This is a genomic window from Photorhabdus sp. RM323S (genome assembly GCF_042879375.1).
GTDB classification, from domain to species: Bacteria; Pseudomonadota; Gammaproteobacteria; order Enterobacterales; family Enterobacteriaceae; genus Photorhabdus; species Photorhabdus tasmaniensis.
The window spans coordinates 55,374-77,321 of sequence record NZ_JBHFKZ010000009.1 but is presented as its reverse complement, the minus strand read 5'-3'; the positions used below and the strand labels follow the sequence as shown (position 1 = coordinate 77,321).

The following is a 21,948-nucleotide window of genomic DNA, read 5'->3' as shown; positions in this document are numbered from 1 at the left end:
TGCGTCGGTTTTTGTATGTTGTCCGCACTCTCGATTTATTGATAAGAATGGTCTGCAATAATGACGCCTTATTGGAATAGGTTCTTAAAGAGCCAGCACTGATTTTGAGTTGAAGACGGGTTTGTTTCAGCCAAAAAACATCAGGAGAAAAGATTAATGCCATCAGTAAGTAAAATAGTAAAGAAAGCCGTTATTCCCGTCGCCGGATTGGGAACAAGGATGTTACCTGCTACGAAAGCAATTCCTAAAGAGATGCTGCCCTTAGTGGATAAACCTCTTATTCAGTATGTTGTTAATGAATGTATTGCCGCTGGCATTAATGAAATTATTCTGGTGACTCATTCATCAAAAAATTCAATTGAAAACCATTTCGATACCAGTTTTGAGCTGGAGGCTATCCTTGAGCAAAGGGTGAAACGTCAGCTACTGGATGAAGTTCAATCTATTTGTCCAAGTCACGTCACTATTATGCAAACTCGCCAGGGAATTGCTAAAGGATTAGGCCATGCGGTGTTATGTGCCAAACCCTTAATTGGCGATGAGCCTTTTGCGGTGATACTCCCTGATGTTATTCTTGATGAGTACAGTACAGACCTGACTAAATATAATCTGAGTGAGATGTTGGTTCGTTATAATGAAACGGGAGCCAGCCAGATATTAGTAGAACCTGTACCTCATGAAGATGTTTCCAGTTATGGTATTGTCGATTGTCGGGGAGAAAATCTGCAACCCGGTGACAGCAAACCTATCAGGTGTGTGGTCGAAAAACCTGAACCAAAAGAAGCGCCGTCAAACCTTTCTATTGTTGGCCGTTATGTGTTGTCTGAAAAAATTTGGCCATTATTGGCAAAAACAGCGCCGGGTGCCGGAGATGAGATTCAACTTACCGATGCTATTGCTATGTTAATGGAAAAGGAATCCGTGGAAGCCTATCACTTGCGGGGGGTAAGTCATGATTGTGGTAATAAGCTCGGTTATATGCAGGCGTTTGTCCAATATGGCATGAAACATCATGCGTTAGGCAAAGAGTTTACTGATTGGTTAGTGGCTTTGCAGGATCAAGCTAAAGAATAATCTTGTGGAAATTGTTAGGTATCATATGAAAGTTACGGTATTTGGTATTGGCTATGTTGGCTTGGTTCAGGCTACGGTTTTAGCTGAAGTAGGGCATGATGTCCTTTGCATTGATGTAGATGAAAATAAAGTTGAAAATCTGAAAAATGGTCAAGTCCCCATTTTTGAGCCGGGTTTAGCGCCACTGGTTAAGAAGAATTATGAAGAAGGCCGCCTGAATTTCAGCACTGATGCAAAGGCCGGTGTTGCTCACGGTAAATTACAGTTTATTGCAGTAGGTACGCCCCCGGATGAAGATGGTTCAGCGGATTTGAAGTATGTCTCCGCCGTTGCCCGTACTATTGCCGAGTACATGGATAGCTATAAAGTTATTATTGATAAATCTACGGTTCCTGTTGGTACAGCAGATAAAGTTAATGCGGTTGTTAATGAGACTCTGCGTAAACGCAATATTGATATCCCGTTTGATGTGGTTTCTAACCCTGAGTTCCTTAAAGAAGGGGCCGCTGTTGCAGATTGTATGCGTCCTGAGCGGATTATTATTGGGTGTGACAACGACAGAGTCGTTGACCTGATTCGTGAATTGTATGAGCCATTTAATCGTAATCATGATCGTATGATTGTGATGGATATCCGCAGTGCAGAACTGACGAAATATGCCGCGAACTGTATGTTGGCAACGAAAATCAGTTTCATGAATGAGATCGCGAACTTAGCTGAAATGCTGGGGGCGGATATTGAGCATGTTCGTCAGGGAATAGGTTCTGATTCCCGTATTGGCTATCATTTTATCTATCCGGGCTGTGGTTATGGTGGCTCATGTTTTCCGAAAGATGTGCAGGCGTTAATTCGTACCGCAGAGCAAATTGGCTATCAACCCAGGATCCTTCATGCGGTAGAACAAGTGAATGAACAGCAAAAGAGTAAATTACCTTCTTTTGTTAAACGCCATTTCGGTGAAAATTTATCCGGCAAGACATTTGCAGTTTGGGGGTTATCGTTCAAACCGAATACCGATGATATGCGTGAAGCATCCAGCCGTGTTTTGATGGAAGTCTTGTGGCAGGCAGGTGCCAAAATACAGGCTTATGATCCTGAGGCGATGCAGGAAGCTCAACGTATTTATGGTCAGCGTGATGATTTATCATTGATGGGTACCAAGGAAGCGGCGCTGAATGGGGCGGATGCCCTGATTATCTGTACTGAATGGCAAAGTTTCCGTGCGCCAGATTTTGATATCATCAAAGGGTCTCTCAGGACGCCCGTTATCTTTGACGGGCGGAATCTCTATGATCCTGAACGCCTGCAATCCCGTGGTTTTACTTATTATGGGATTGGTCGTGGCGCATCCATTAACCCGGTTATCTGAGTAATACGATGAAATTCTTAGTGACAGGTGCTGCTGGTTTTATTGGTTTTCATGTGAGCCAGCGATTATTAAAAATGGGGCATGAGGTTGTGGGTATTGACAACCTTAATGACTATTATGATGTGAATCTTAAACAAGCACGGTTAGATTTATTATTTGATAAACCGGGTTTTAAATTTGAAAAGCTGGATTTAGCTGACAGAATAGCCATTTTTGATCTTTTTGTGCGGCATCAATTCCAGCGGGTTATCCATCTGGGCGCTCAGGCGGGTGTTCGCTATTCGTTGCAAAACCCAATGGCTTACATTGATTCGAATATAGTTGGGCATATCAATATCCTGGAGGGTTGTCGCCATAATAATGTTGAGCATTTATTATATTCTTCTTCCAGTTCTGTTTATGGGTTAAATAGAAAGCAACCGTTTTCGACAAACGATTCAGTTGATCACCCAATTTCACTATATGCGGCAACTAAAAAATCAGATGAATTAATGTCTCATTGTTACTCTCATCTTTATCAGTTGCCAACGACAGGCTTGCGATTTTTCACCGTATATGGCCCGTGGGGGCGTCCTGATATGGCTTTATTTAAGTTCACTAAAGCGATGTTATTAGGGCAGCCTATTGAGGTTTATAACCACGGTAACATGGTTAGAGACTTTACTTATATCGATGATATCGTCGAATCAATAATCAAGTTGCAAGACATCATTCCTGCATCAAATGAGCGCTGGATGGTTGAGGATGGGCAAATATCTGCCAGTTCTGCTCCTTACTGTATTTATAATATTGGTAATGGTCAACCAACTAGACTAGGTGATTTTATTGAGGCGATAGAAGAGTCATTAGGCATTCAGGCTAAGAAAAATTTTATGCCCATGCAAGATGGTGATGTTCTATCGACCTGTGCTGATTCAAGTGACCTTTTTCAAAAAATAGGATTTGCCCCCAATACGCCGCTAAAGCATGGCGTGAAGCAGTTTGTAGAGTGGTATTTGAATTTCTATCATCAATCCAAATAAGAAAAAGGAGCCATTGGCTCCTTTTCTATTGAATCACTGACAGCGATCCAAGAGAAGTAAATAACTGTACCTGATTGGTTATTAATTTGCCTTAGCATTGGCTAAGTTAGTCACTAGCTAGCGTTGCTTCACAACAAAGAAATGACACCTACAGGTTGTTACTTGATTAAATGCCTGCCAATGATGTTTAAGCTCATATAACAGGCATTAATACGTTTGTCAGTTAAACCGTTTATATAATAAAAATACCCTTGTGAGAGGGTATTTTTATAATTAAATCAATTTAAAAACAACATGTTAGAGCAAGAAGCTTTCCAGAGTTTTTCCTTCGTCTTCAATTGCTTTTTTGATAACAGCTGGTGTACGCCCTTGACCTGTCCAGGTTTTAGTTTCACCGTTTGTATCAACGTATTGGTATTTAGCTGGACGCGCAGGACGTTTTGTTTTACCAGCAGATTTGCCGGCGCTCATTGTCTGAAGCAATTCACTTGGATCAATTCCTTGATCAAGAATCATTTTACGAACTTCTTCCAATTTGCGTGTACGTTCCTCTAATTCAGCTTGTACCTGACTTTCTTCTTCACGACGCTCTTCAACAGCGACGGTCAGTTTTTCAAGTATTTCTTCTAAGAACTCAAGTTCACATTCTCTTGCTTGAGCTCGTAAAGTACGGATGTTATTTAGGGTTTTTAAATCGCTCATTGTCCTGGTCTCAAATTATAATGATGATGGCTGATGTGGATATAATAATAGAATGCTATTTTATTTTCTGCAATAGTCATTTTCTCATATTCGGATAAAATGACTCTTTTTTTTAAACGTAATTTCTTTACAAAAGTTATATAGCGCTTTTTATACAGCTATTTCGATTGTCATTCCACAATAACATGTTCAGGGTACCTTTAACAAAGGGGGTCATGATTATCTCTCTAATTTATAAACCAAGCATATACTAAATCGGTAAGTAATTTTAACTGTTTCTTATCATACCTGCTAAGGCAGAATAATACTAAGTTAAAAAAAACTTATGACTAATCCATGAGTTATCGTCGATTTTCTGTGACTATTTTCTGGGAGTAAGTCACGCGCATTATTAATTTGTATACAATATGCAACAAATCAGTCTGGCTTTCATTTCTTAATTTAAACATGAACATTTGTCGTTTAAATGCGCTTTATTACTCATTTGATGTGATCAAGGTCATGAATCATTAAGACATCATTAAGCTAAATATTTCTGTATATCAATCGGTAAAGCTTACTGAGATGGATAATCACCACTAAAGTTTATGGTAAACTCATCTGACTATATGGCTTTATAAATTTTGTTAAGAGGCAGGGCCAATGGCTCAACTTTATTTTTATTACTCCGCAATGAACGCCGGAAAATCGACATCACTGTTGCAATCCTCTTATAACTATAATGAGAGAGGGATGAGAACGCTGATTTTTACCGCAGAAATTGACACCCGGTTTGAAAAAGGAAAAGTCAGTTCTCGGATTGGATTATCTGCTGATGCACTTTTGTTTAGCCAACAGACAGATATTGGTGAGTTAATTAGAAATGAAAATATGCGGGAAAAAGTGCATTGTGTGCTGATTGATGAGTGTCAGTTTCTCACGAAAGCACAGGTTGAACAGCTATGTAAAGTGACTGACTACGATGATATTCCGGTTCTTTGCTATGGGCTGAGAACGGATTTCAGCGGAGAGCTTTTTAGTGGTAGTCAGTATCTTTTGGCGTGGGCTGATAAGCTAGTTGAGCTGAAAACTATCTGCCATTGTGGGCGCAAGGCAAGCCGTGTATTACGTTTTGATGGCGAAGGTATGGTCGTTTATGATGGCGAACAGGTTGATATTGGTGGTAATGAGAAATATGTGTCTGTTTGCCGTAAGCACTATATGGATGCTATCAGTAAGGCTAAGGAAAGACGAAGATAAGTATACAATTTATAATTCTGTTGTCTGTTGTAAAGCTTCCTGAGGCCGTTTGAGAGCTTGGATTAACCGTGAGGAAAATGGGGCAGAGGTAAAGTTAAAGGGGCTTATATTTGCCCCTTTTAAGTGGTTTACATCAGTTAACAGCCTGTTTTTTCCGGAGGTTCTGGCGTTACCTCTGTTTCTGTGAATTCACGGCCATAGAATGAATCTAGCAGTAATTGTTTCAGCTCAGAAATCAGGGGGTAGCGTGGGTTAGCGCCAGTGCATTGGTCGTCGAAGGCATCTTCAGACAACTTATCAATTTTTGCCAGGAAGTCAGCTTCCTGAACACCGGCTTCGCGGATAGATGTTGGGATACCCAGTGTCGATTTCATCTCTTCCAGCCATGCCAGCAGTTTTTCGATTTTTGCTGCTGTATGGTCGCCGGTCGCAGATAAACCAAGATGATCCGCAATTTCAGCATAACGACGGCGGGCTTGCGGGCGGTCATATTGGCTGAATGCAGTCTGTTTGGTTGGGTTATCGTTAGCGTTATAACGGATAACGTTACAAATCAGCAGTGCGTTAGCAAGGCCATGTGGAATATGGAACTCCGAACCCAATTTATGTGCCATAGAGTGACATACTCCCAGGAAAGCATTAGCAAATGCAATACCCGCAATAGTTGCAGCATTATGAACCCGTTCACGGGCGATTGGGTTAGTGGCGCCTTCGTGATAGCTGGCTGGGAGGAACTCTTTCAATAGTTTTAGCGCTTGCAGTGCTTGTCCGTCAGAGTATTCGTTTGCCAGGACCGATACGTAAGCTTCCAGGGAATGGGTGATTGCGTCTAGTCCACCAAAAGCACACAGTGATTTTGGCAGATTCATCACCAGGTTGGCATCAACGATAGCCATATCCGGCGTCAGAGCATAATCAGCCAGTGGATATTTCTGACCGGTTGCATCATCAGTGACAACGGCGAAGGGTGTCACTTCAGAGCCTGTACCGGAAGTTGTGGTAATCGCTACCATTTTCGCTTTAATCCCCATTTTGGGGAATCGGTAGATACGTTTACGGATATCCATAAACCGCAGGGCTAATTCTTCGAAATGCGTTTCAGGGTGTTCATACATCACCCACATAATTTTGGCGGCATCCATTGGAGAACCACCACCCAAGGCAATAATGATATCTGGTTTGAATGAGTGCATTTGTTCCGCACCCTTACGAACAATGCTTAGGGTAGGGTCTGCTTCAACTTCAAAGAAAACTTCGGTTTCTATCCCGTGGGATTTCAGCACATCAGTGACCTGGTCAGCATAGCCATTATTGAATAAGAAACGGTCTGTTACGATGAAGGCACGTTTTGCGCCATCAGTTGCGACTTCCTCTAATGCGATAGGCAGTGAACCGCGGCGGAAGTAAATTGATTTTGGAAGTTTATGCCACAGCATATTTTCTGCCCTTTTCGCCACAGTTTTGGTGTTGATGAGATGTTTTGGCCCTACGTTTTCAGAGATAGAGTTTCCTCCCCATGAACCGCAGCCCAGTGTCAGAGATGGGGCAAGTTTGAAATTATAGAGATCACCGATACCCCCCTGGGAAGCGGGTGTATTCACCAGAATACGGGCTGTTTTCATTTTGTCGCCAAAGTATTTGATGCGTGCCGCTTGATTGTCCTGGTCGGTATACAGGCAGGATGTGTGACCAATCCCCCCCATTTCAACCAGTTTTTCCGCTTTCTCTACCGCGTCTTCAAAATTGTTACCACGATACATTGCGAGTAATGGAGACAGTTTTTCGTGGGCGAAGGGTTCTGCTTTATCAATCAGATTGACTTCTCCGATTAGGATCTTGGTTCTTTCCGGAACATGAAAGCCGGCCATTTCGGCAATTTTCGTTGCGGGTTGACCAACAATTTCCGCATTCAGGTTACCGTTTTTCAGGATGATATCTTGAACTGCTTTCAGTTCCTTACCTTGTAACAAATAACCACCATGAGTAAAGAAACGTTTACGCACCTGATCATAAACAGAATCCACCACGATAACGGACTGTTCTGAAGCACAGATAACACCGTTGTCGAAAGTTTTGGACATCAGAATAGAGGCGACTGCGCGTTTAATATCAGCTGATTCGTCGATGACGACCGGTGTGTTCCCCGCACCAACGCCGATTGCCGGCTTACCAGAGCTGTATGCTGCTGTTACCATACCAGGGCCACCGGTCGCCAGGATCAGGTTGATATCTTGGTGGTGCATCAATGCATTGGAAAGTTCAACAGACGGTTCATCAATCCAGCCAATAATATCTTTTGGTGCACCGGCTTCCACCGCAGCACACAGAACCAATTCAGCTGCTTTATTTGTTGCTTTTTTAGCGCGTGGATGGGGTGAAAAAATAATACCGTTACGGGTTTTCAGGCTGATCAGCGCCTTAAAAATCGCGGTGGATGTTGGGTTAGTTGTTGGCACGATACCGCAGATTAAGCCAATAGGTTCGGCGATAGTGATGGTGCCGAATGTTTTGTCTTCGGACAAAATGCCACAGGTTTTCTCATCTTTATAAGCGTTATAGATGTATTCGGAAGCGAAATGGTTTTTGATCACTTTATCTTCGACAATCCCCATCCCTGATTCCGCCACGGCTAATTTTGCTAAAGGGATGCGTGCATCTGCTGCTGCAAGGGCCGCGGCACGGAAGATCTTGTCAACTTGCTCCTGAGAAAAGTTGGCAAATTCACGTTGTGCTTTTTTAACCCGAGCAATCAGCTCGTTCAGTTCAGTAATATGAGTTACAGTCATAGAGAAGTACTCCTGGAAAATATTAAAAATACTTAAATATCAATGGATAAGGGTTTTTTAGACTATTTAGCTTGGTGATTTTATGATGGCTACAGATTACCATTCGGTATTAAATAGATATTGATCTTAATCACATAAATCCCAAGCTGACTCCTTTCAGCTTGGGTGAGTGATTATTATCGTTAGTTGAGTGATAAAAGTGTTAGTAAGGTTGAGTTTTTAACCTAATGAAAAAATTGGGTTAACAATTTGTTATATAAGACATTTTAAATTGAAAAATGAGTCTCAGCCGATGGAAAGCGGAACGTCATCCGTATAAAGTAAAGAAAAAATTAAGTTTTCTATGATTTTTGGGTAAGTAATCATATGAAAATATTTTCGTTAACACTGTGTAACTCAAGGGGGGTTATTAGTGGGTGATTTACTGTTGGATCTTTCTGGTTATATTAAGTTTTTTGTTGGGCTGTTTGCACTCGTCAATCCTGTTGGTATTTTGCCGGTTTTTATCAGCATGACTCACTACCAGGCTCAGGCCGTCCGCAATAGAACTAATTTTGTTGCCAATATTTCTGTTGCCATCATTTTATGGACAGCTTTGCTGCTGGGTGATTCGATACTGCGGATGTTTGGCATTTCCATTGACTCTTTCCGTATTGCCGGGGGGATCCTTGTTGTGACAATCGCTATGTCGATGATTAACGGTAAACTTGGGGAAGACAAACAGAATAAGCAAGAAAAATCAGAAACCGCCATTAGAGAGAGTGTTGGTGTTGTGCCGCTGGCATTGCCGTTAATGGCTGGCCCCGGGGCGATCAGCTCTTGTATTGTTTGGAGTTCCCGCTATCAGGGATGGCAGAATTTTATTGGGCTGGTGATAACCAGTGCATTGTTTGCTTTTTGCTGCTGGTTGTTATTCCGATCAGCTCCCTTGGTCGTCAAATATCTTGGGCAAACAGGCATTAACGTTATCACCCGAATTATGGGGCTGCTATTGATGTCTTTGGGGATCGAACTGATTGTGGCAGGGATCAGAGCATTATTCCCAGGGTTACTCTGATACGATTGACGATAAAATGTGTTAGGTTCTTCTCAAGTCAAATTATAAATTATAATATTCTTGTCATTTTTATTATAAAGCCTGTCTTATAGGTTTTTCTCACTTATTTTACTGGTATTCCCTGAATTTTATACAAATAACCCAATATTTTTCTAAACTATTTTTGTCTGCTAGTGCAATCTGTAACTGGTTGCTTCCATCGTAGTTTTGTGATGAATGTAGGTTTTTAATTTGCATTGATTGCAATTTGTTAAAATTATGTTTATTTTCATCTCTGGTCTACCTTTGTTTACTATTTTAGTTAAGCTAAATGTAAATAAAATGATGTGTATCAGTTAGTTACGGTGTTATTTTGGATGTTTTGTCAATTAATGTAATAGATTGCATTAAGTTGTTTGTTAAGGATGGTTTGTACAATATGGGAAGGGTATTTTAACAATTGATATGATAAGTCTCCTTTAATATTTAATCCGTTACTTTGAGCTAAATAATGTGAAGGTACTGGCCCTTACAGGATATATGCGAAATGAATGAGCAGGTTCACCAAACTGGAGGTAAAAAATGAAGATCAAACAATTAAAATTACATAAGTTTGTTTCCTGTATATTTTTATTATCGGTATTTCCTGTTACGCCCGTGTTTGCCGCTGAGGTCCCAGAGGGGGTGAAGCTTGCGGATAAACAGCAGATTATTATCAATAATGGCTCAGAAGTTGCGTCACTTGATCCACATAAAGTCGAAGGTGTGCCAGAAACCAACATTATTCTTAACCTCTTGGAAGGATTAGTCAGTACGGGCTCCGAGGGAGAAACTGTTCCCGGTGTTGCCAGCCATTGGGAAAACCAGGATTACAAGGTCTGGACTTTTTATCTGCGTGATAATGCTAAATGGAGTGATGGAACTCCCGTCACGGCCAATGATTTTGTGTATAGCTGGCAACGTTTGGCTGATCCTCATGTGGGTTCACCTTATGCCAGTTATCTTCAATATGCTTACGTTGAAAACATTGATGATGTTCTGAAAGGTAAAAAATCTCCTGACCAGTTGGGGGTTAAAGCGCTGGATGATCATCGTTTGCAGGTGACTCTGACGCATCCCGTGCCTTATTTCATCAATATGCTCAGTCATACGGCAATGAAACCGGTGAAAAAGGATCTGGTTGAAAAATTGGGTAATAAATGGACTCTGCCAGAAAATTATGTGGGCAATGGGGCGTATCGGCTGAAAGAGTGGGTGGTGAATGAGCGGATTGTGATTGAACGTAATCCACAATACTGGAATAACGGCAAAACGATTATTGAGCAAGCGACGCTTTTACCACTTCAATCTGAAACCAGTAGTGTTAACCGCTACCGTAGTGGAGAAATAAATATCACCAACAGCGCTATCCCTCCGGATCTGTATCGGAAAATGAAAAAAGAGATCCCTGATCAAATGCGCGTCAGCCCTTATCTCTGTACGTTCTATTACGAAATTAACAATAATAAACCCCCGTTTACTGATGTAAGAGTCCGTGAAGCCGTTAAGTTAACTCTCGACCGGGAGATTATTGCGGGAAAAATTATGGGACAGGGGCAAGTACCGGCTTATGGTTTTACGCCAACGTTTATCGGTGGTAGTGATTTTTCTAAACCAGAGTGGGCTAGCTGGACACAGGAACAGCGTAATAAGCGAGCCAGAGAATTACTGGCGCAGGCGGGTTTTAATCAGGCGAATCCGCTAAAGTTCACATTGTTATACAACACATCTGATCAAAATAAACAGCAGGCTATTGCCGCCGCTTCCATGTGGAAAAAGAATCTGGGAGCTGATGTGATTTTACAGAATCAGGAATGGAAAACTTCTCTCGAAAGTCGCCACCAAGGGAATTATGAGGTTACCAGAGCAACTTGGTGTGCGGATTACAATGAACCTACGGCATTTTTAAATACGTTGCTTTCACATAGCAGTAATAACACGGCTTTCTACCAGAATAAAAATTTCGATGGCTATCTGGAGCAGGCATTAGTCGCTAAAGATGCGGCTGCGCGTAAGAAGTTATACCAACAAGCTGAATTTCAACTTGATAAGGACTCGGTATTGATTCCCGTTTATTACCGGGTGAGTGTACGGCTTGTTAGCCCATCAGTGGGAGGGTTTTCAGGGAAAGACCCATTAGATTATATGGATATTAAGCAACTGTATATGATAAAAAACTAGACATTAGTTTTACTCAAAAGAGTTACTGGCCCTGCAAATAAAATCGTTCCTTTTGAATGCAGGTGATAATCCGACCCGTATTTCTGGGCCGTCGACTGATAAAAAGTCTGACGATATAAAATTGGAGTAGAAAAAGATGATAAACACAACTAAGAATAAATTACTTACTGTCAGCATCAGTGCTGTCCTAAGTATGGTCGTGGCGAGCCAGGTATTTGCTGCAAAAGTGCCTGAGGGTGTTCAATTAGCTGATAAACAGGTTTTAGTCCGTAATAACGGGGCTGAACCGCAATCGCTGGACCCGCATAAAATTGAAGGGGTGCCTGAATCACATTTGGCCCGCGATCTGTTTGAAGGTGTTGTAATCGTTGGCCCGCATGGTGAAATCTTGCCGGGTTCTGCAACCCATTGGGAAAATAAAGACTTTACCGTTTGGACATTCCATATGCGTAAAGAGGCTAAGTGGTCTAATGGTGACCCTGTCACTGCTCATGATTTTGTTTACAGTTGGCAGCGTTTGGCTGATCCTAATACGGCTTCTCCTTATGAAAGTTATCTCCAGTATGCCCATATCACGAATATTGATGACATCATCAGTGGCAAAAAGAAACCGGATACTCTGGGTGTAAAAGCACTGGATGACTATACATTACAGCTCACATTGAGTGAAGCGGTTCCTTATCTGCCAAAGCTTTTGGCTCACTCTTCAATGTCGCCGGTTCATAGAGCCACGGTAGAAAAATATAGCGAAAAATGGACTCAACCGCAGAGTTTTGTGGGTAATGGTGCTTACAAACTGAAAAATTGGACAGTCAACGAACGTATTGTGATGGAGCGTAGTCCGACATACTGGGATAACAAAAATACCGTTATTGATCAGGTTACTTTCTTGCCAATTTCATCAGAAGTAACAGATGTAAACCGTTATCGCAGTGGTGAAATTGATATGACTTATACCAATTTGCCGATTGAGTTATTCCAGAAACTGAAAAAAGAGATCCCTAACGAGCTGCATATTAACCCACATCTATGTACTTATTATTACGAAATTAATAACGAAAAACCGCCATTTAATGATCCTCGTGTCCGTACTGCATTGAAATTGGCTATGGATCAGGACATTGTGACAAATAAAGTAAAAGCGCAGGGTGATATCCCGGCTTACGGTTTTACGCCTCCGTTTACTGATGGCATGAAAGCGATGAAACCCGCTTGGTTTACCGACTGGAACCAGGAAAAACGTAACCAGGAAGCCAAAAAATTACTGGCTGAAGTGGGTTATACTAAAGATAATCCATTGAAGTTTAACTTGCTTTATAATACCTCCGATTTGCATAAAAAAATTGCAATCGCAATAGCTTCTGTCTGGAAGAAGAATTTAGGTGTTGATGTTCGTTTGGAAAACCAGGAGTGGAAAACTTTCCTTGATACCCGACATCAGGGCAATTACGATGTCGCCCGTGCTGGCTGGTGCGCCGATTACAATGAACCTTCTTCATTCCTTAATATGTTGCTTTCTTACAGCAGTAATAACACCTCTCATTATAAGAGCAGTGAATTTGATAAGCTGATGAAAGAATCCCTGCAAGTAAAAACTGATGATGAGCGTGCGGTCGTTTATCAAAAGGCAGAAGAGCAGCTAGACAAAGATTCGGTCATTGTCCCACTTTATTACTATGTGAATACCCGGTTAGTGAAGCCCTATGTTGGCGGCTATACAGGGAAAGATCCTTTGGATAATCTACACACCAAAGATTTTTATATTATCAAACACTAAATAGTTGTAGGGCAGCCCGGAAAGGGCTGCCTTAGTGTCAGATTATTTTAAGGCCAGGGTTTAGGGTCAACACATAGGAACGGGCAATGCTTAAGTTTATTTTACGTCGTTGTTTAGAGGCGATCCCGACACTTTTTATTCTTATCACTATTTCGTTTTTCATGATGCGGCTGGCGCCAGGTAGCCCATTTACCGGTGAGCGGAAATTGCCGCCAGAAGTTATGGCAAATATTGAAGCGAAATATCATCTGAATGATCCCATGTATAAACAATATTTTGATTACTTAGTCCAGCTTTCCAAGGGGGATTTTGGGCCGTCTTTTAAATATAAGGACTACACAGTTAATGATCTGGTCGCGACGGCATTTCCGGTGTCGGCTAAATTGGGTGCATCGGCATTTATGATGGCGGTTATCTTAGGGGTCAGCGCTGGGGTTATTGCTGCACTTAACCAAAACACAAAGTGGGATTATACGGTTATGGGATTCGCCATGACGGGGGTTGTTATCCCAAGTTTTGTTGTCGCACCGTTATTGGTGCTGGTGTTCGCTATTCACCTTAAATGGCTACCAGGAGGGGGCTGGAATGGCGGAGCGCCAAAATTTATGATCTTACCCATGGTCGCATTGTCTTTGGCCTATATCGCCAGTATCTCGCGTATCACCCGTGGTTCAATGATAGAAGTGCTGCACTCTAATTTTATCCGTACTGCACGTGCCAAAGGGTTGCCATTACGTATCATTATATTCCGCCATGCCTTAAAACCCGCATTGCTGCCCGTCATCTCTTATATGGGGCCTGCTTTTGTCGGTATTATCACCGGCTCAATGGTGATTGAAACAATCTTCGGTTTACCGGGAATAGGGCAGTTATTTGTTAACGGAGCATTGAACCGTGACTATTCATTGGTGTTAAGCCTGACGATTTTGGTTGGTGGCCTGACTATTCTGTTCAATGCGATTGTTGATGTGTTGTATGCCGTCATCGATCCGAAGATCCGTTATTAAGACTGGAGCGCGCAATGATAGTCAATAAACAAAACAGCGAAGCTCTGGAAAATTTCTCTGAGCAACTGGAAATTGAAGGCCGCAGTTTGTGGCAGGATGCACGACGTCGTTTTATTCACAACCGGGCAGCGATTGCCAGTTTGTGCTTGCTATCGTTGATTACTTTGTTTGTGATCCTGGCACCAATGCTGGCCCAGTTTACTTACGATGATACTGATTGGGCCATGATGTCTATGCCACCTGATTTTGAATCAGGTCACTATTTCGGTACTGATTCTTCTGGTCGTGATTTACTGGTACGTGTTGCTATTGGTGGGCGTATTTCATTGATGGTTGGGATTGCTGCAGCCTTGGTTGCTGTCGTTGTTGGAACTTTGTATGGGTCATTATCCGGTTATCTGGGCGGAAAAATAGACTCAGTGATGATGCGTCTGTTGGAAATTCTGAACTCATTCCCATTCATGTTCTTTGTGATCCTGCTGGTGACGGTCTTTGGACAGAATATTTTGCTGATATTTGTCGCGATTGGCATGGTGTCATGGCTGGATATGGCGCGTATTGTCCGTGGTCAGACACTGAGCCTGAGACGTAAGGAATTTATTGAAGCGGCGCTGGTATGTGGGGTGCCAACCCGTTACATCGTGTTACGCCATATTGTCCCTAACGTATTGGGCGTGGTGGTGGTTTATGCGTCTTTATTAGTTCCAAGCATGATTCTGTTCGAATCATTTCTTAGCTTTCTGGGATTGGGAACTCAAGAGCCATTAAGCAGTTGGGGGGCATTGCTAAGTGATGGTGCGAATTCAATGGAAGTTTCCCCGTGGTTACTGATGTTTCCTGCCGGTTTTCTGGTGGTGACACTGTTTTGTTTTAACTTTATCGGCGATGGCCTGCGTGATGCCCTCGATCCGAAAGATCGTTAAGGAGGTAACATGAACAGCGTTAAAAACCAGAAAAGTTCTGAGCCGTTGTTAATTGTTAAAGATTTGAATGTGATTTTTAGTACCCCGGATGGGAATGTTACTGCGGTGAACAAGCTGAATTTTGATTTACGGGCAGGGGAGACACTGGGAATTGTCGGTGAATCTGGTTCTGGGAAATCACAGACCGCTTTTGCTCTGATGGGATTGCTTGCCAGAAACGGCACAATTGGCGGCTCTACCATTTTTAATGGCAGGGAAATTCTTAACTTGCAAGAGAAAGAACTTAACCGCATGAGGGCGGAAGAAATATCCATGATATTTCAAGACCCAATGACTTCTCTCAATCCTTATATGCGCATTGGTGACCAGCTCACAGAAGTATTGATGCTGCATAAACGTATGAGTAAAAGTGAGGCATACCTCGAATCGATTCGGATGCTGGATGCCGTCAAGATGCCGGAAGCGCGTAAACGTATGAGCATGTACCCTCATGAGTTTTCTGGTGGTATGCGTCAGCGCGTGATGATTGCAATGGCATTATTATGCCGGCCAAAATTGCTGATTGCCGATGAACCGACAACCGCACTTGATGTTACGGTTCAGGCACAGATTATGATTTTGTTGAATGAGCTGCAACAGGAGTTTAATACCGCGATAATTATGATCACTCACGATTTGGGGGTCATTGCCGGTGTTTGTGACAAAGTGCTGGTGATGTACGCGGGGAGAACGATGGAATATGGCACGGCTCGTGAAGTGTTTTATCAACCAACGCATCCTTATTCTATTGGCCTTCTTAATGCTGTTCCCCGTCTTGATGGTGATGACGAGTCATTGGCGACAATTCCGGGGAATCCGCCCAATTTATTACGGTTGCCGAAAGGGTGTCCGTTCCAGCCTCGCTGTCAATTTGCAGTAGACCATTGCGTAGATTGTGAACCAAAGTTAGAGACATTTGGCAATGGGCGTTTGCGAGCTTGTTTTAAAGCACCGGGAGAATTGGTATGAGTCCGATTGAAGAAAGACGTGTGCTGCTGGAAGTGGCCGATCTGAAAGTTCACTTTGATATCAAAGATGGCAAACAATGGTTTTGGCAACCAGCTAAAACCCTGAAAGCGGTTGATGGCGTCACATTGAGGTTGTACGAAGGGGAAACCTTGGGTGTGGTTGGCGAATCTGGTTGCGGTAAATCGACTTTTGCCCGTGCAGTTATCGGATTGGTCAAGTCTTCTGGTGGTTCAGTAACTTGGTTGGGAAGAAGCCTGCTGGATATGAATGATAAACAGTGGCGGGATATTCGTAGTGATATCCAGATGATATTCCAGGATCCATTAGCGTCTCTGAACCCGCGAATGACGATTGGCGATATTATCGCAGAGCCACTGCGCACTTATCATCCTAAGATGAAAGAGCTGGAAATCAAAGAACGGGTAAAAGCAATGATGATGAAGGTTGGGTTATTGCCGAATCTGATTAACCGTTACCCGCACGAATTCTCTGGTGGTCAGTGTCAACGAATCGGGATTGCCCGTGCGCTTATTCTTGAACCTAAATTGGTGATTTGTGATGAGCCAGTCTCGGCACTTGATGTCTCTATTCAGGCTCAGGTAGTGAACCTGTTGCAGGAATTACAACGGGAAATGGGGTTATCGCTGATTTTTATCGCCCATGATCTTGCAGTGGTTAAACACATATCTGACCGTGTATTGGTGATGTATCTTGGGCATGCGGTGGAGTTGGGCACTTATGATGAGGTTTATCATAATCCACAGCACCCTTATACCAAAGCATTGATGTCGGCAGTACCGGTGCCTGATCCAGATAAAGAACGCAATAAACAAATTGAGTTATTGGAAGGTGAATTACCGTCACCGATCAATCCGCCATCAGGTTGTGTTTTCCGTACACGTTGCCCAATGGCAGATCCTGAATGTGCTAAGACACGACCATTGATGGAGGGAAGTTTTCGTCATGCAGTGTCTTGTTTGAAGGTTGATCCGTTGTAATTGCTGGTGATGTTGTCATATTAGATGGTGCACTTTGCTTGGTAATTTATTGGTTTTTTAATTGCAACTCAATGAAATTACTGGCGTAGTGTATCATTTACTTGCGAATCATAAAAAAATAGTTGACTTTTAAAAAATAAAATGTTAAATATTTTTGTGTTGGAAAAGTGTTAATTAAATCAATGTATTTTGTTGGCATATATTTAGCGTAACTGAGTTTTATCTAAGTAATGGAGACGTTAATATGAACAATATCGATCTCTCTAAATTATTTACCCCGAAAGGTCATTTGTACACAGCTGTTGTTCTCATCAATCGAAAGTAAGCGTCATCTAGTGCGATTAAAGTGTCCAAATATCTGGACACTTTAACACCTTTATTAATGAGGAATTTGTCATGACTGCTGCCATTGAGAAGAATCAATCGTTTTTTGAAGATGAAGTGTTATCTTCGTTAAAATACCTGTCTGAAAACTTCAATATAGCCTTCAGTGATAAGTTAAAAATCAATTATAATTGGAAAGTTTTTGCCAACTATTTTTTGTGCGTTGATGCGATAAAAGAGCAAGACCAAAAAAATGCAGAAATTTTCTTAAAATCTGCATTGGATAACTTGTCTACTCACAGCCCTAATACAACGGTTCCTGGTAGACCGGAAATATTAGTTATTACTGATGCTAACATCTCAGAAGAGGTAGCAAAAACCTTAAAAGATATCTATGACAAACCGGATAATGACGTCAATGACGATGGTGTTTATGCATTCGGCCCATTCATGGGGAACTCAGAAGAAGAGATAACCAAAATACATCAATCATTGGATCTCATGAAATCTGTTTCACCCTATTACTACAACTTTGTCAATTCGTTAATAAAGCACATTGTCTTGGTTGGTCAAACTGAACGTGGGGGGATAAAATCGGGATCAACATTAAAAACGTTGGGATGTATCATCATTTCTCCCAATACAAAGGAAGAGATTAGTTCAATAAACCAATACATTGAAGATTTGGTTCATGAGGCATCGCACTCAAAATTATTTTTGGAGCAAACTAAAGATCAGCTTGTCTACAACCCGGTAGAGAATCTCTACACAGCACCATTTAGAAAAGATAAAAGGCCAATGTCAGGTATCTATCATGCCAATTATGTGCTTGGCAATATCGTGTCTTATTTCAGACAGGCTGTTAAAGTTTCTTCCAATAACGATCTCAATAACAATGCGAAGTTCTTGGAAAGAGCATTAACTCGGTATAATGAAACATACAATATCATAGAACAGTATGGTGACCTAACAGAAAGGGGTTATGCGATATTCAAGGAAATGAAGGAACGAGTTGACCAATGTTTAAATTAAAAAGCAGTCAATCACTATATTTTTTAATTTCATACATCCTCAACTCGATGAATAATTGGGTTTTTAAATTTATCGCTCCGTTAGTGCTTTATTCAGAAACAAAATCATTGCAAATGATGACGATTAGCTATGGATTGCTATTTACACCAAACATCATTGCACCTCCGATAGCTAATCTGCTCGAAAACAGGCTTGCAAAAAAAGCAAGCCTATTAATACTGAATTTAATTGGCTTGCTTTTATGTTTTTTTTCCTATACTTACTTTGAGATTAATTTTAGTAACCTTGTTTTCTTTATGGTGGTATTTTTGTTATCATCCATTCTTATCTTATATCAAACCATTATCCACAGTACATTAAAAGAGATATTGCCACATAAAGAAGACGTAGAAGGAATGAGTAGGAAAATTGCTTTTGTCGATAGCCTGTTTCCTGCTATAGGGCCAATGATCGGAGCAACCATATTAAGTTATTTAGGTTATAATAATGTATTTCTTATTATCGGTGTCATATATGTGATTTCTATGATTGTTTTAACTAAAATGAATATAGAATTAAGAATAAAAACCAACGGTGAGCATTTCATCTTAAAAACCATCAAAGGTTTTAGACTTATTAAAGATAATTTATTTGTTAATTATTTATTGAGGCGTTTTTTCTTTTCAAACATAGCGTTACATGGGTTTCAATCTATACTGACATATTTTTTAATCGAAAGATTCAATTTAACGGATATACAATTAGGATTGTTCTTTGCTATATCCACGGTCGGGTTAATTATAGGAATAAGGATCGGCAGGATTATTTATAAAAACAATGTTAACAAATGGCATTTGATTTCTATTACAGGGGTAATATGTGCTCTGTGTTTAATTTGCATACCTATAGCTAATAACATCTATATTGCATCAATAGCGTGGAGCGTTGTTATGTTGTTGAGTGCTATCAACTTAATTGTTTTTTATACTGAACGACAGACTAATTATCACCAAGACGAAGTGGTGAGTGTTATTTCGGCATCTTACGTGATTATTTATTCTGCAATACCGTTTGGCTCTGTTGTTTCCTATATTCTATCACGTTACATGCAATCAAATTATGCAATGATTACATTAGGCACTTATTTACTTATCATTAGTATCTATTTCTTATACGAAGCGCTGAGGAGTACAAAAGTAAAAGATGAAATTGATGTATCTTAAGATTGTTTGTACTCTATAGTTCATCGCGTCGGTCACGGACAAATGGTTCGGGGGATTTCAAACGTGAGTCGCTGTAACTACTCTTTCCACAAAATATGGCAAATCTGGTGAGATTTTTCCCGGCAAATCAGAATGCGGGCAAAAATATCATTAATCTCAGCATCCTCAGATTCAGCCAGCCCGATAATCACTTCTGCGAAAAAATCAGGGTTTAGATCGAAATCTATGTGTTCAAGCCACTCTTCGGAAGGATCCTGCAATTCTGCGCCGCCCCGTATTTCAAATTGTAAGCTAAATAGCAGAATATCTGCAGGGCCAAGATTGGATGAAGCCAGCTCAAGAAAGATGTCATACGCTTTCTCAAGGGTTTCATCTTCTGTCATTCGGTTATTGAGATCTAAATCCATTGTTTGTGAAGGTTTGTTGTCCATATCAATTCATCTGTCAGCAGTGATGGGAGAATTAAAACATGATGAAGCGTTGATTGGTACCCCCATCTTGTCAAGACGAGGGTATTGGTCACAGTAGTGGGCTGAAAAAGTAACAAATACGTTCAATTATCCGATGCCACAAAGGGCGTTGTTCCCACTTATTGATTTCCAGCAATGTAGAATGGGCGATGTAATCGTATTGCACCAGAGTCAGATCATGACCAAAATTTTCATCATCAATAACCACGGTAATTTCAAAATTCAGCCACAGGCTGCGCATATCGAGATTAACTGAACCGACCATACTGAGTTGACCATCAACCAAGACGCTTTTGGTATGCAATAAACCCTCTTCAAATTGATAAATTTTAACTCCCGCATTCAATAGTTCAGAAAAGAAAGCACGACTTGCCCAGCGCACCAGGAAAAAATTATTTTTGCGAGGAACAATGATAATAACTTCCACCCCTCTTAAGGCCGCAGTGCAGATAGCATTCATCAGGTCATCACTGGGAACAAAATAAGGGGTAGTTAATATCAATTGCTTACGGGCAGAGAAAATAGCCGTCATTAAAGATTGTTGAATTAACTCTTCAGGGAATCCTGGACCAGAGGCAATAATTTGAGTTGTATGCCCGCTGGCTTGTTCAAATGGCATGATATTGTTGTCTGGTGAGGGGGGAAAGATGCGTTGACCTGTTTCCATTTCCCAGTCACAAGCGTAAATAACCCCCATCGTTGTGGTAACCGGCCCTTCCATTCGCACCATGATGTCGATCCATTGTCCAACGCCAGCATTTTGCTTAAAGAAGCGTGGGTCTACCATATTCATACTGCCGGTGTAAGAAATATAGTCGTCTATTAAGATAATTTTACGATGCTGGCGCAGATCCATCCGACGCAGAAATAAACGGAAGATATTGACTTGTAAAGCTTCAACAAATTCAATTCCCGCCTGACGCATGATATCCGGGTATTGGCTTCGGCAATATAACCAGCTGCCAGCTGAATCCACCATAACACGGCATCTGACTCCTCGGTGTGCTGCGGCCATAAGGGCATCAGTCACTTGTTCAACCAAGCCACCGGATTGCCAGATATAGAACATCATCTCAATGCTGTGCTTGGCATTCTCAATATCTTCGATGATGGTTTTTAGTGAGTTGTCATAGGTTGTCAGCAGTTGGATCTTGTTACCCTTAACGCCTTCAAGCCCTTGCCGCCGTTCGCAAAGCTGGAATAACGGTGTCGCGACTTCGCTATTTTCCGTGGCGAAGATATGACGAGATTTGCGCAGCTCTTCAAGCCATACCGCTGTTGACGGCCACATGGCTTTTGCCTGTTCAACTCTGCGTTTTCCCAAATGCAGCTCACCAAATGACAGGTAAGCGATAATGCCAACTAAGGGCAGGATATAAATAACCAGCAGCCAGGCCATAGCGGAAGTGACAGGCCGGCGTTTTATTAAAATACGCAAGGTGATACTGGCAACGATTAGCCAATAGAAGAAAATAGCAAGCCAACTTAGGACGGAATAAAAGGTTGTCATGTTCGGCAATCAATCCTGTTTTGTTCAGACATCTTTGGTGGCGTTTAACACGGTTTCCCCAAAACACGGGATATAAACGATCTAATTAACCCAATGAATTTACCAAGAAATCGGCAAGTATACTGCAAGCATCATACTTGATATTGGTTATTTCGCACGATATGACATAAAAAGTACTATTCAGATACGCCTTGGAGATCTTTTTTAAAGGCCTATAATGAGCGTGATATTTTTTACAGGTATAATTGT

General features: G+C 41.5%; 17 protein-coding genes. 13 read left to right on the top strand and 4 right to left on the bottom strand.

The window, feature by feature from the left end:
* The first annotated feature begins 156 nt into the window (after positions 1–156).
* From galU to ACGF7G_RS06575, 3 genes are read left to right on the top strand one after another with little or no spacing between them, the layout of a single operon-like run.
* Positions 157–1,074: a UTP--glucose-1-phosphate uridylyltransferase GalU gene (gene galU, locus ACGF7G_RS06585; protein ID WP_387464319.1), complete on the top strand. Its 918-nt coding sequence runs from the start codon at positions 157–159 to the stop codon at positions 1,072–1,074.
* Positions 1,075–1,099: 25 nt separating this feature from the next.
* Positions 1,100–2,443 carry a UDP-glucose dehydrogenase family protein gene (locus ACGF7G_RS06580; RefSeq protein WP_387464317.1) on the top strand — a complete coding sequence of 448 codons (1,344 nt, stop codon included), beginning with the start codon at positions 1,100–1,102 and terminating at the stop codon, positions 2,441–2,443.
* A gap of 8 nt (positions 2,444–2,451) precedes the next feature.
* Positions 2,452–3,465 carry an NAD-dependent epimerase gene (locus ACGF7G_RS06575; protein ID WP_387464315.1) on the top strand — a complete coding sequence of 338 codons (1,014 nt, stop codon included), beginning with the start codon at positions 2,452–2,454 and terminating at the stop codon, positions 3,463–3,465.
* A 297-nt stretch (positions 3,466–3,762) separates the two neighbouring features.
* Here ACGF7G_RS06575 and hns read toward each other — a convergent pair whose 3' ends face one another.
* Entirely contained in the window at positions 3,763–4,167 is a 405-nt protein-coding gene (gene hns, locus ACGF7G_RS06570; RefSeq protein WP_133812925.1) for a histone-like nucleoid-structuring protein H-NS, read from the bottom strand.
* Positions 4,168–4,809: 642 nt separating this feature from the next.
* Between hns and ACGF7G_RS06565 the strand changes: the two genes are divergently transcribed.
* Complete coding sequence (locus tag ACGF7G_RS06565) at positions 4,810–5,406, top strand: thymidine kinase (protein ID WP_387464313.1); 597 nt, start codon at positions 4,810–4,812, stop codon at positions 5,404–5,406.
* 137 nt (positions 5,407–5,543) lie between these two features.
* On the opposite strand, the gene adhE is transcribed toward ACGF7G_RS06565, so the two are convergent.
* A complete protein-coding gene (adhE, locus tag ACGF7G_RS06560) occupies positions 5,544–8,192 on the bottom strand; it encodes a bifunctional acetaldehyde-CoA/alcohol dehydrogenase (protein WP_387464311.1) in 2,649 nt (882 codons plus the stop codon).
* A 412-nt stretch (positions 8,193–8,604) separates the two neighbouring features.
* Between adhE and ACGF7G_RS06555 the strand changes: the two genes are divergently transcribed.
* From ACGF7G_RS06555 to ACGF7G_RS06515, 9 genes are all read left to right on the top strand, one after another.
* Positions 8,605–9,249, top strand: a complete 645-nt coding sequence (locus tag ACGF7G_RS06555; protein WP_387464309.1) for a YchE family NAAT transporter — start codon at positions 8,605–8,607, stop codon at positions 9,247–9,249.
* 561 nt (positions 9,250–9,810) lie between these two features.
* Entirely contained in the window at positions 9,811–11,448 is a 1,638-nt protein-coding gene (locus tag ACGF7G_RS06550) for an ABC transporter substrate-binding protein (RefSeq protein WP_387464307.1), read from the top strand.
* Positions 11,449–11,584: 136 nt separating this feature from the next.
* A complete protein-coding gene (oppA, locus tag ACGF7G_RS06545) occupies positions 11,585–13,225 on the top strand; it encodes an oligopeptide ABC transporter substrate-binding protein OppA (RefSeq protein ID WP_387464306.1) in 1,641 nt (546 codons plus the stop codon).
* Positions 13,226–13,311: 86 nt separating this feature from the next.
* Positions 13,312–14,232 carry an oligopeptide ABC transporter permease OppB gene (gene oppB, locus ACGF7G_RS06540; protein ID WP_133812930.1) on the top strand — a complete coding sequence of 307 codons (921 nt, stop codon included), beginning with the start codon at positions 13,312–13,314 and terminating at the stop codon, positions 14,230–14,232.
* A 14-nt stretch (positions 14,233–14,246) separates the two neighbouring features.
* Complete coding sequence (gene oppC / locus ACGF7G_RS06535) at positions 14,247–15,155, top strand: oligopeptide ABC transporter permease OppC (protein WP_036846881.1); 909 nt, start codon at positions 14,247–14,249, stop codon at positions 15,153–15,155.
* A 9-nt stretch (positions 15,156–15,164) separates the two neighbouring features.
* Positions 15,165–16,163, top strand: a complete 999-nt coding sequence (locus ACGF7G_RS06530) for an ABC transporter ATP-binding protein (protein ID WP_387464303.1) — start codon at positions 15,165–15,167, stop codon at positions 16,161–16,163.
* Entirely contained in the window at positions 16,160–17,161 is a 1,002-nt protein-coding gene (oppF, locus tag ACGF7G_RS06525; protein ID WP_387464301.1) for a murein tripeptide/oligopeptide ABC transporter ATP binding protein OppF, read from the top strand. Before ACGF7G_RS06530 ends, oppF begins: the two co-directional genes overlap by 4 nt.
* A gap of 396 nt (positions 17,162–17,557) precedes the next feature.
* On the top strand, positions 17,558–18,517 hold the full coding sequence (locus ACGF7G_RS06520) for an aKG-HExxH-type peptide beta-hydroxylase (RefSeq protein WP_387464299.1): 960 nt from the start codon (positions 17,558–17,560) through the stop codon (positions 18,515–18,517).
* The gene (locus ACGF7G_RS06515; protein ID WP_387464297.1) at positions 18,505–19,719 is read left to right on the top strand and encodes an MFS transporter; all 1,215 of its coding nucleotides are present in this window, start codon (positions 18,505–18,507) and stop codon (positions 19,717–19,719) included. Before ACGF7G_RS06520 ends, ACGF7G_RS06515 begins: the two co-directional genes overlap by 13 nt.
* A gap of 77 nt (positions 19,720–19,796) precedes the next feature.
* Here ACGF7G_RS06515 and ACGF7G_RS06510 read toward each other — a convergent pair whose 3' ends face one another.
* Together ACGF7G_RS06510 and cls are read right to left on the bottom strand one after the other, a co-directional pair.
* A complete protein-coding gene (locus tag ACGF7G_RS06510) occupies positions 19,797–20,126 on the bottom strand; it encodes an HI1450 family dsDNA-mimic protein (protein ID WP_387464381.1) in 330 nt (109 codons plus the stop codon).
* A 112-nt stretch (positions 20,127–20,238) separates the two neighbouring features.
* Positions 20,239–21,699, bottom strand: a complete 1,461-nt coding sequence (gene cls, locus ACGF7G_RS06505; protein WP_387464295.1) for a cardiolipin synthase — start codon at positions 21,697–21,699, stop codon at positions 20,239–20,241.
* Between the last annotated feature and the right edge of the window lie 249 nt (positions 21,700–21,948).

Coding starts and splice junctions, on each gene's coding strand:
- galU (WP_387464319.1), top strand. CDS start 157: ATGCCATCAGTAAGTAAAATAGTAAAGAAAGCCGTTATTCCCGTCGCC.
- ACGF7G_RS06580 (WP_387464317.1), top strand. CDS start 1,100: ATGAAAGTTACGGTATTTGGTATTGGCTATGTTGGCTTGGTTCAGGCT.
- ACGF7G_RS06575 (WP_387464315.1), top strand. CDS start 2,452: ATGAAATTCTTAGTGACAGGTGCTGCTGGTTTTATTGGTTTTCATGTG.
- hns (WP_133812925.1), bottom strand. CDS start 4,167: ATGAGCGATTTAAAAACCCTAAATAACATCCGTACTTTACGAGCTCAA.
- ACGF7G_RS06565 (WP_387464313.1), top strand. CDS start 4,810: ATGGCTCAACTTTATTTTTATTACTCCGCAATGAACGCCGGAAAATCG.
- adhE (WP_387464311.1), bottom strand. CDS start 8,192: ATGACTGTAACTCATATTACTGAACTGAACGAGCTGATTGCTCGGGTT.
- ACGF7G_RS06550 (WP_387464307.1), top strand. CDS start 9,811: ATGAAGATCAAACAATTAAAATTACATAAGTTTGTTTCCTGTATATTT.
- oppA (WP_387464306.1), top strand. CDS start 11,585: ATGATAAACACAACTAAGAATAAATTACTTACTGTCAGCATCAGTGCT.
- oppB (WP_133812930.1), top strand. CDS start 13,312: ATGCTTAAGTTTATTTTACGTCGTTGTTTAGAGGCGATCCCGACACTT.
- oppC (WP_036846881.1), top strand. CDS start 14,247: ATGATAGTCAATAAACAAAACAGCGAAGCTCTGGAAAATTTCTCTGAG.
- ACGF7G_RS06530 (WP_387464303.1), top strand. CDS start 15,165: ATGAACAGCGTTAAAAACCAGAAAAGTTCTGAGCCGTTGTTAATTGTT.
- oppF (WP_387464301.1), top strand. CDS start 16,160: ATGAGTCCGATTGAAGAAAGACGTGTGCTGCTGGAAGTGGCCGATCTG.
- ACGF7G_RS06520 (WP_387464299.1), top strand. CDS start 17,558: ATGACTGCTGCCATTGAGAAGAATCAATCGTTTTTTGAAGATGAAGTG.
- ACGF7G_RS06515 (WP_387464297.1), top strand. CDS start 18,505: ATGTTTAAATTAAAAAGCAGTCAATCACTATATTTTTTAATTTCATAC.
- ACGF7G_RS06510 (WP_387464381.1), bottom strand. CDS start 20,126: ATGGATTTAGATCTCAATAACCGAATGACAGAAGATGAAACCCTTGAG.
- cls (WP_387464295.1), bottom strand. CDS start 21,699: ATGACAACCTTTTATTCCGTCCTAAGTTGGCTTGCTATTTTCTTCTAT.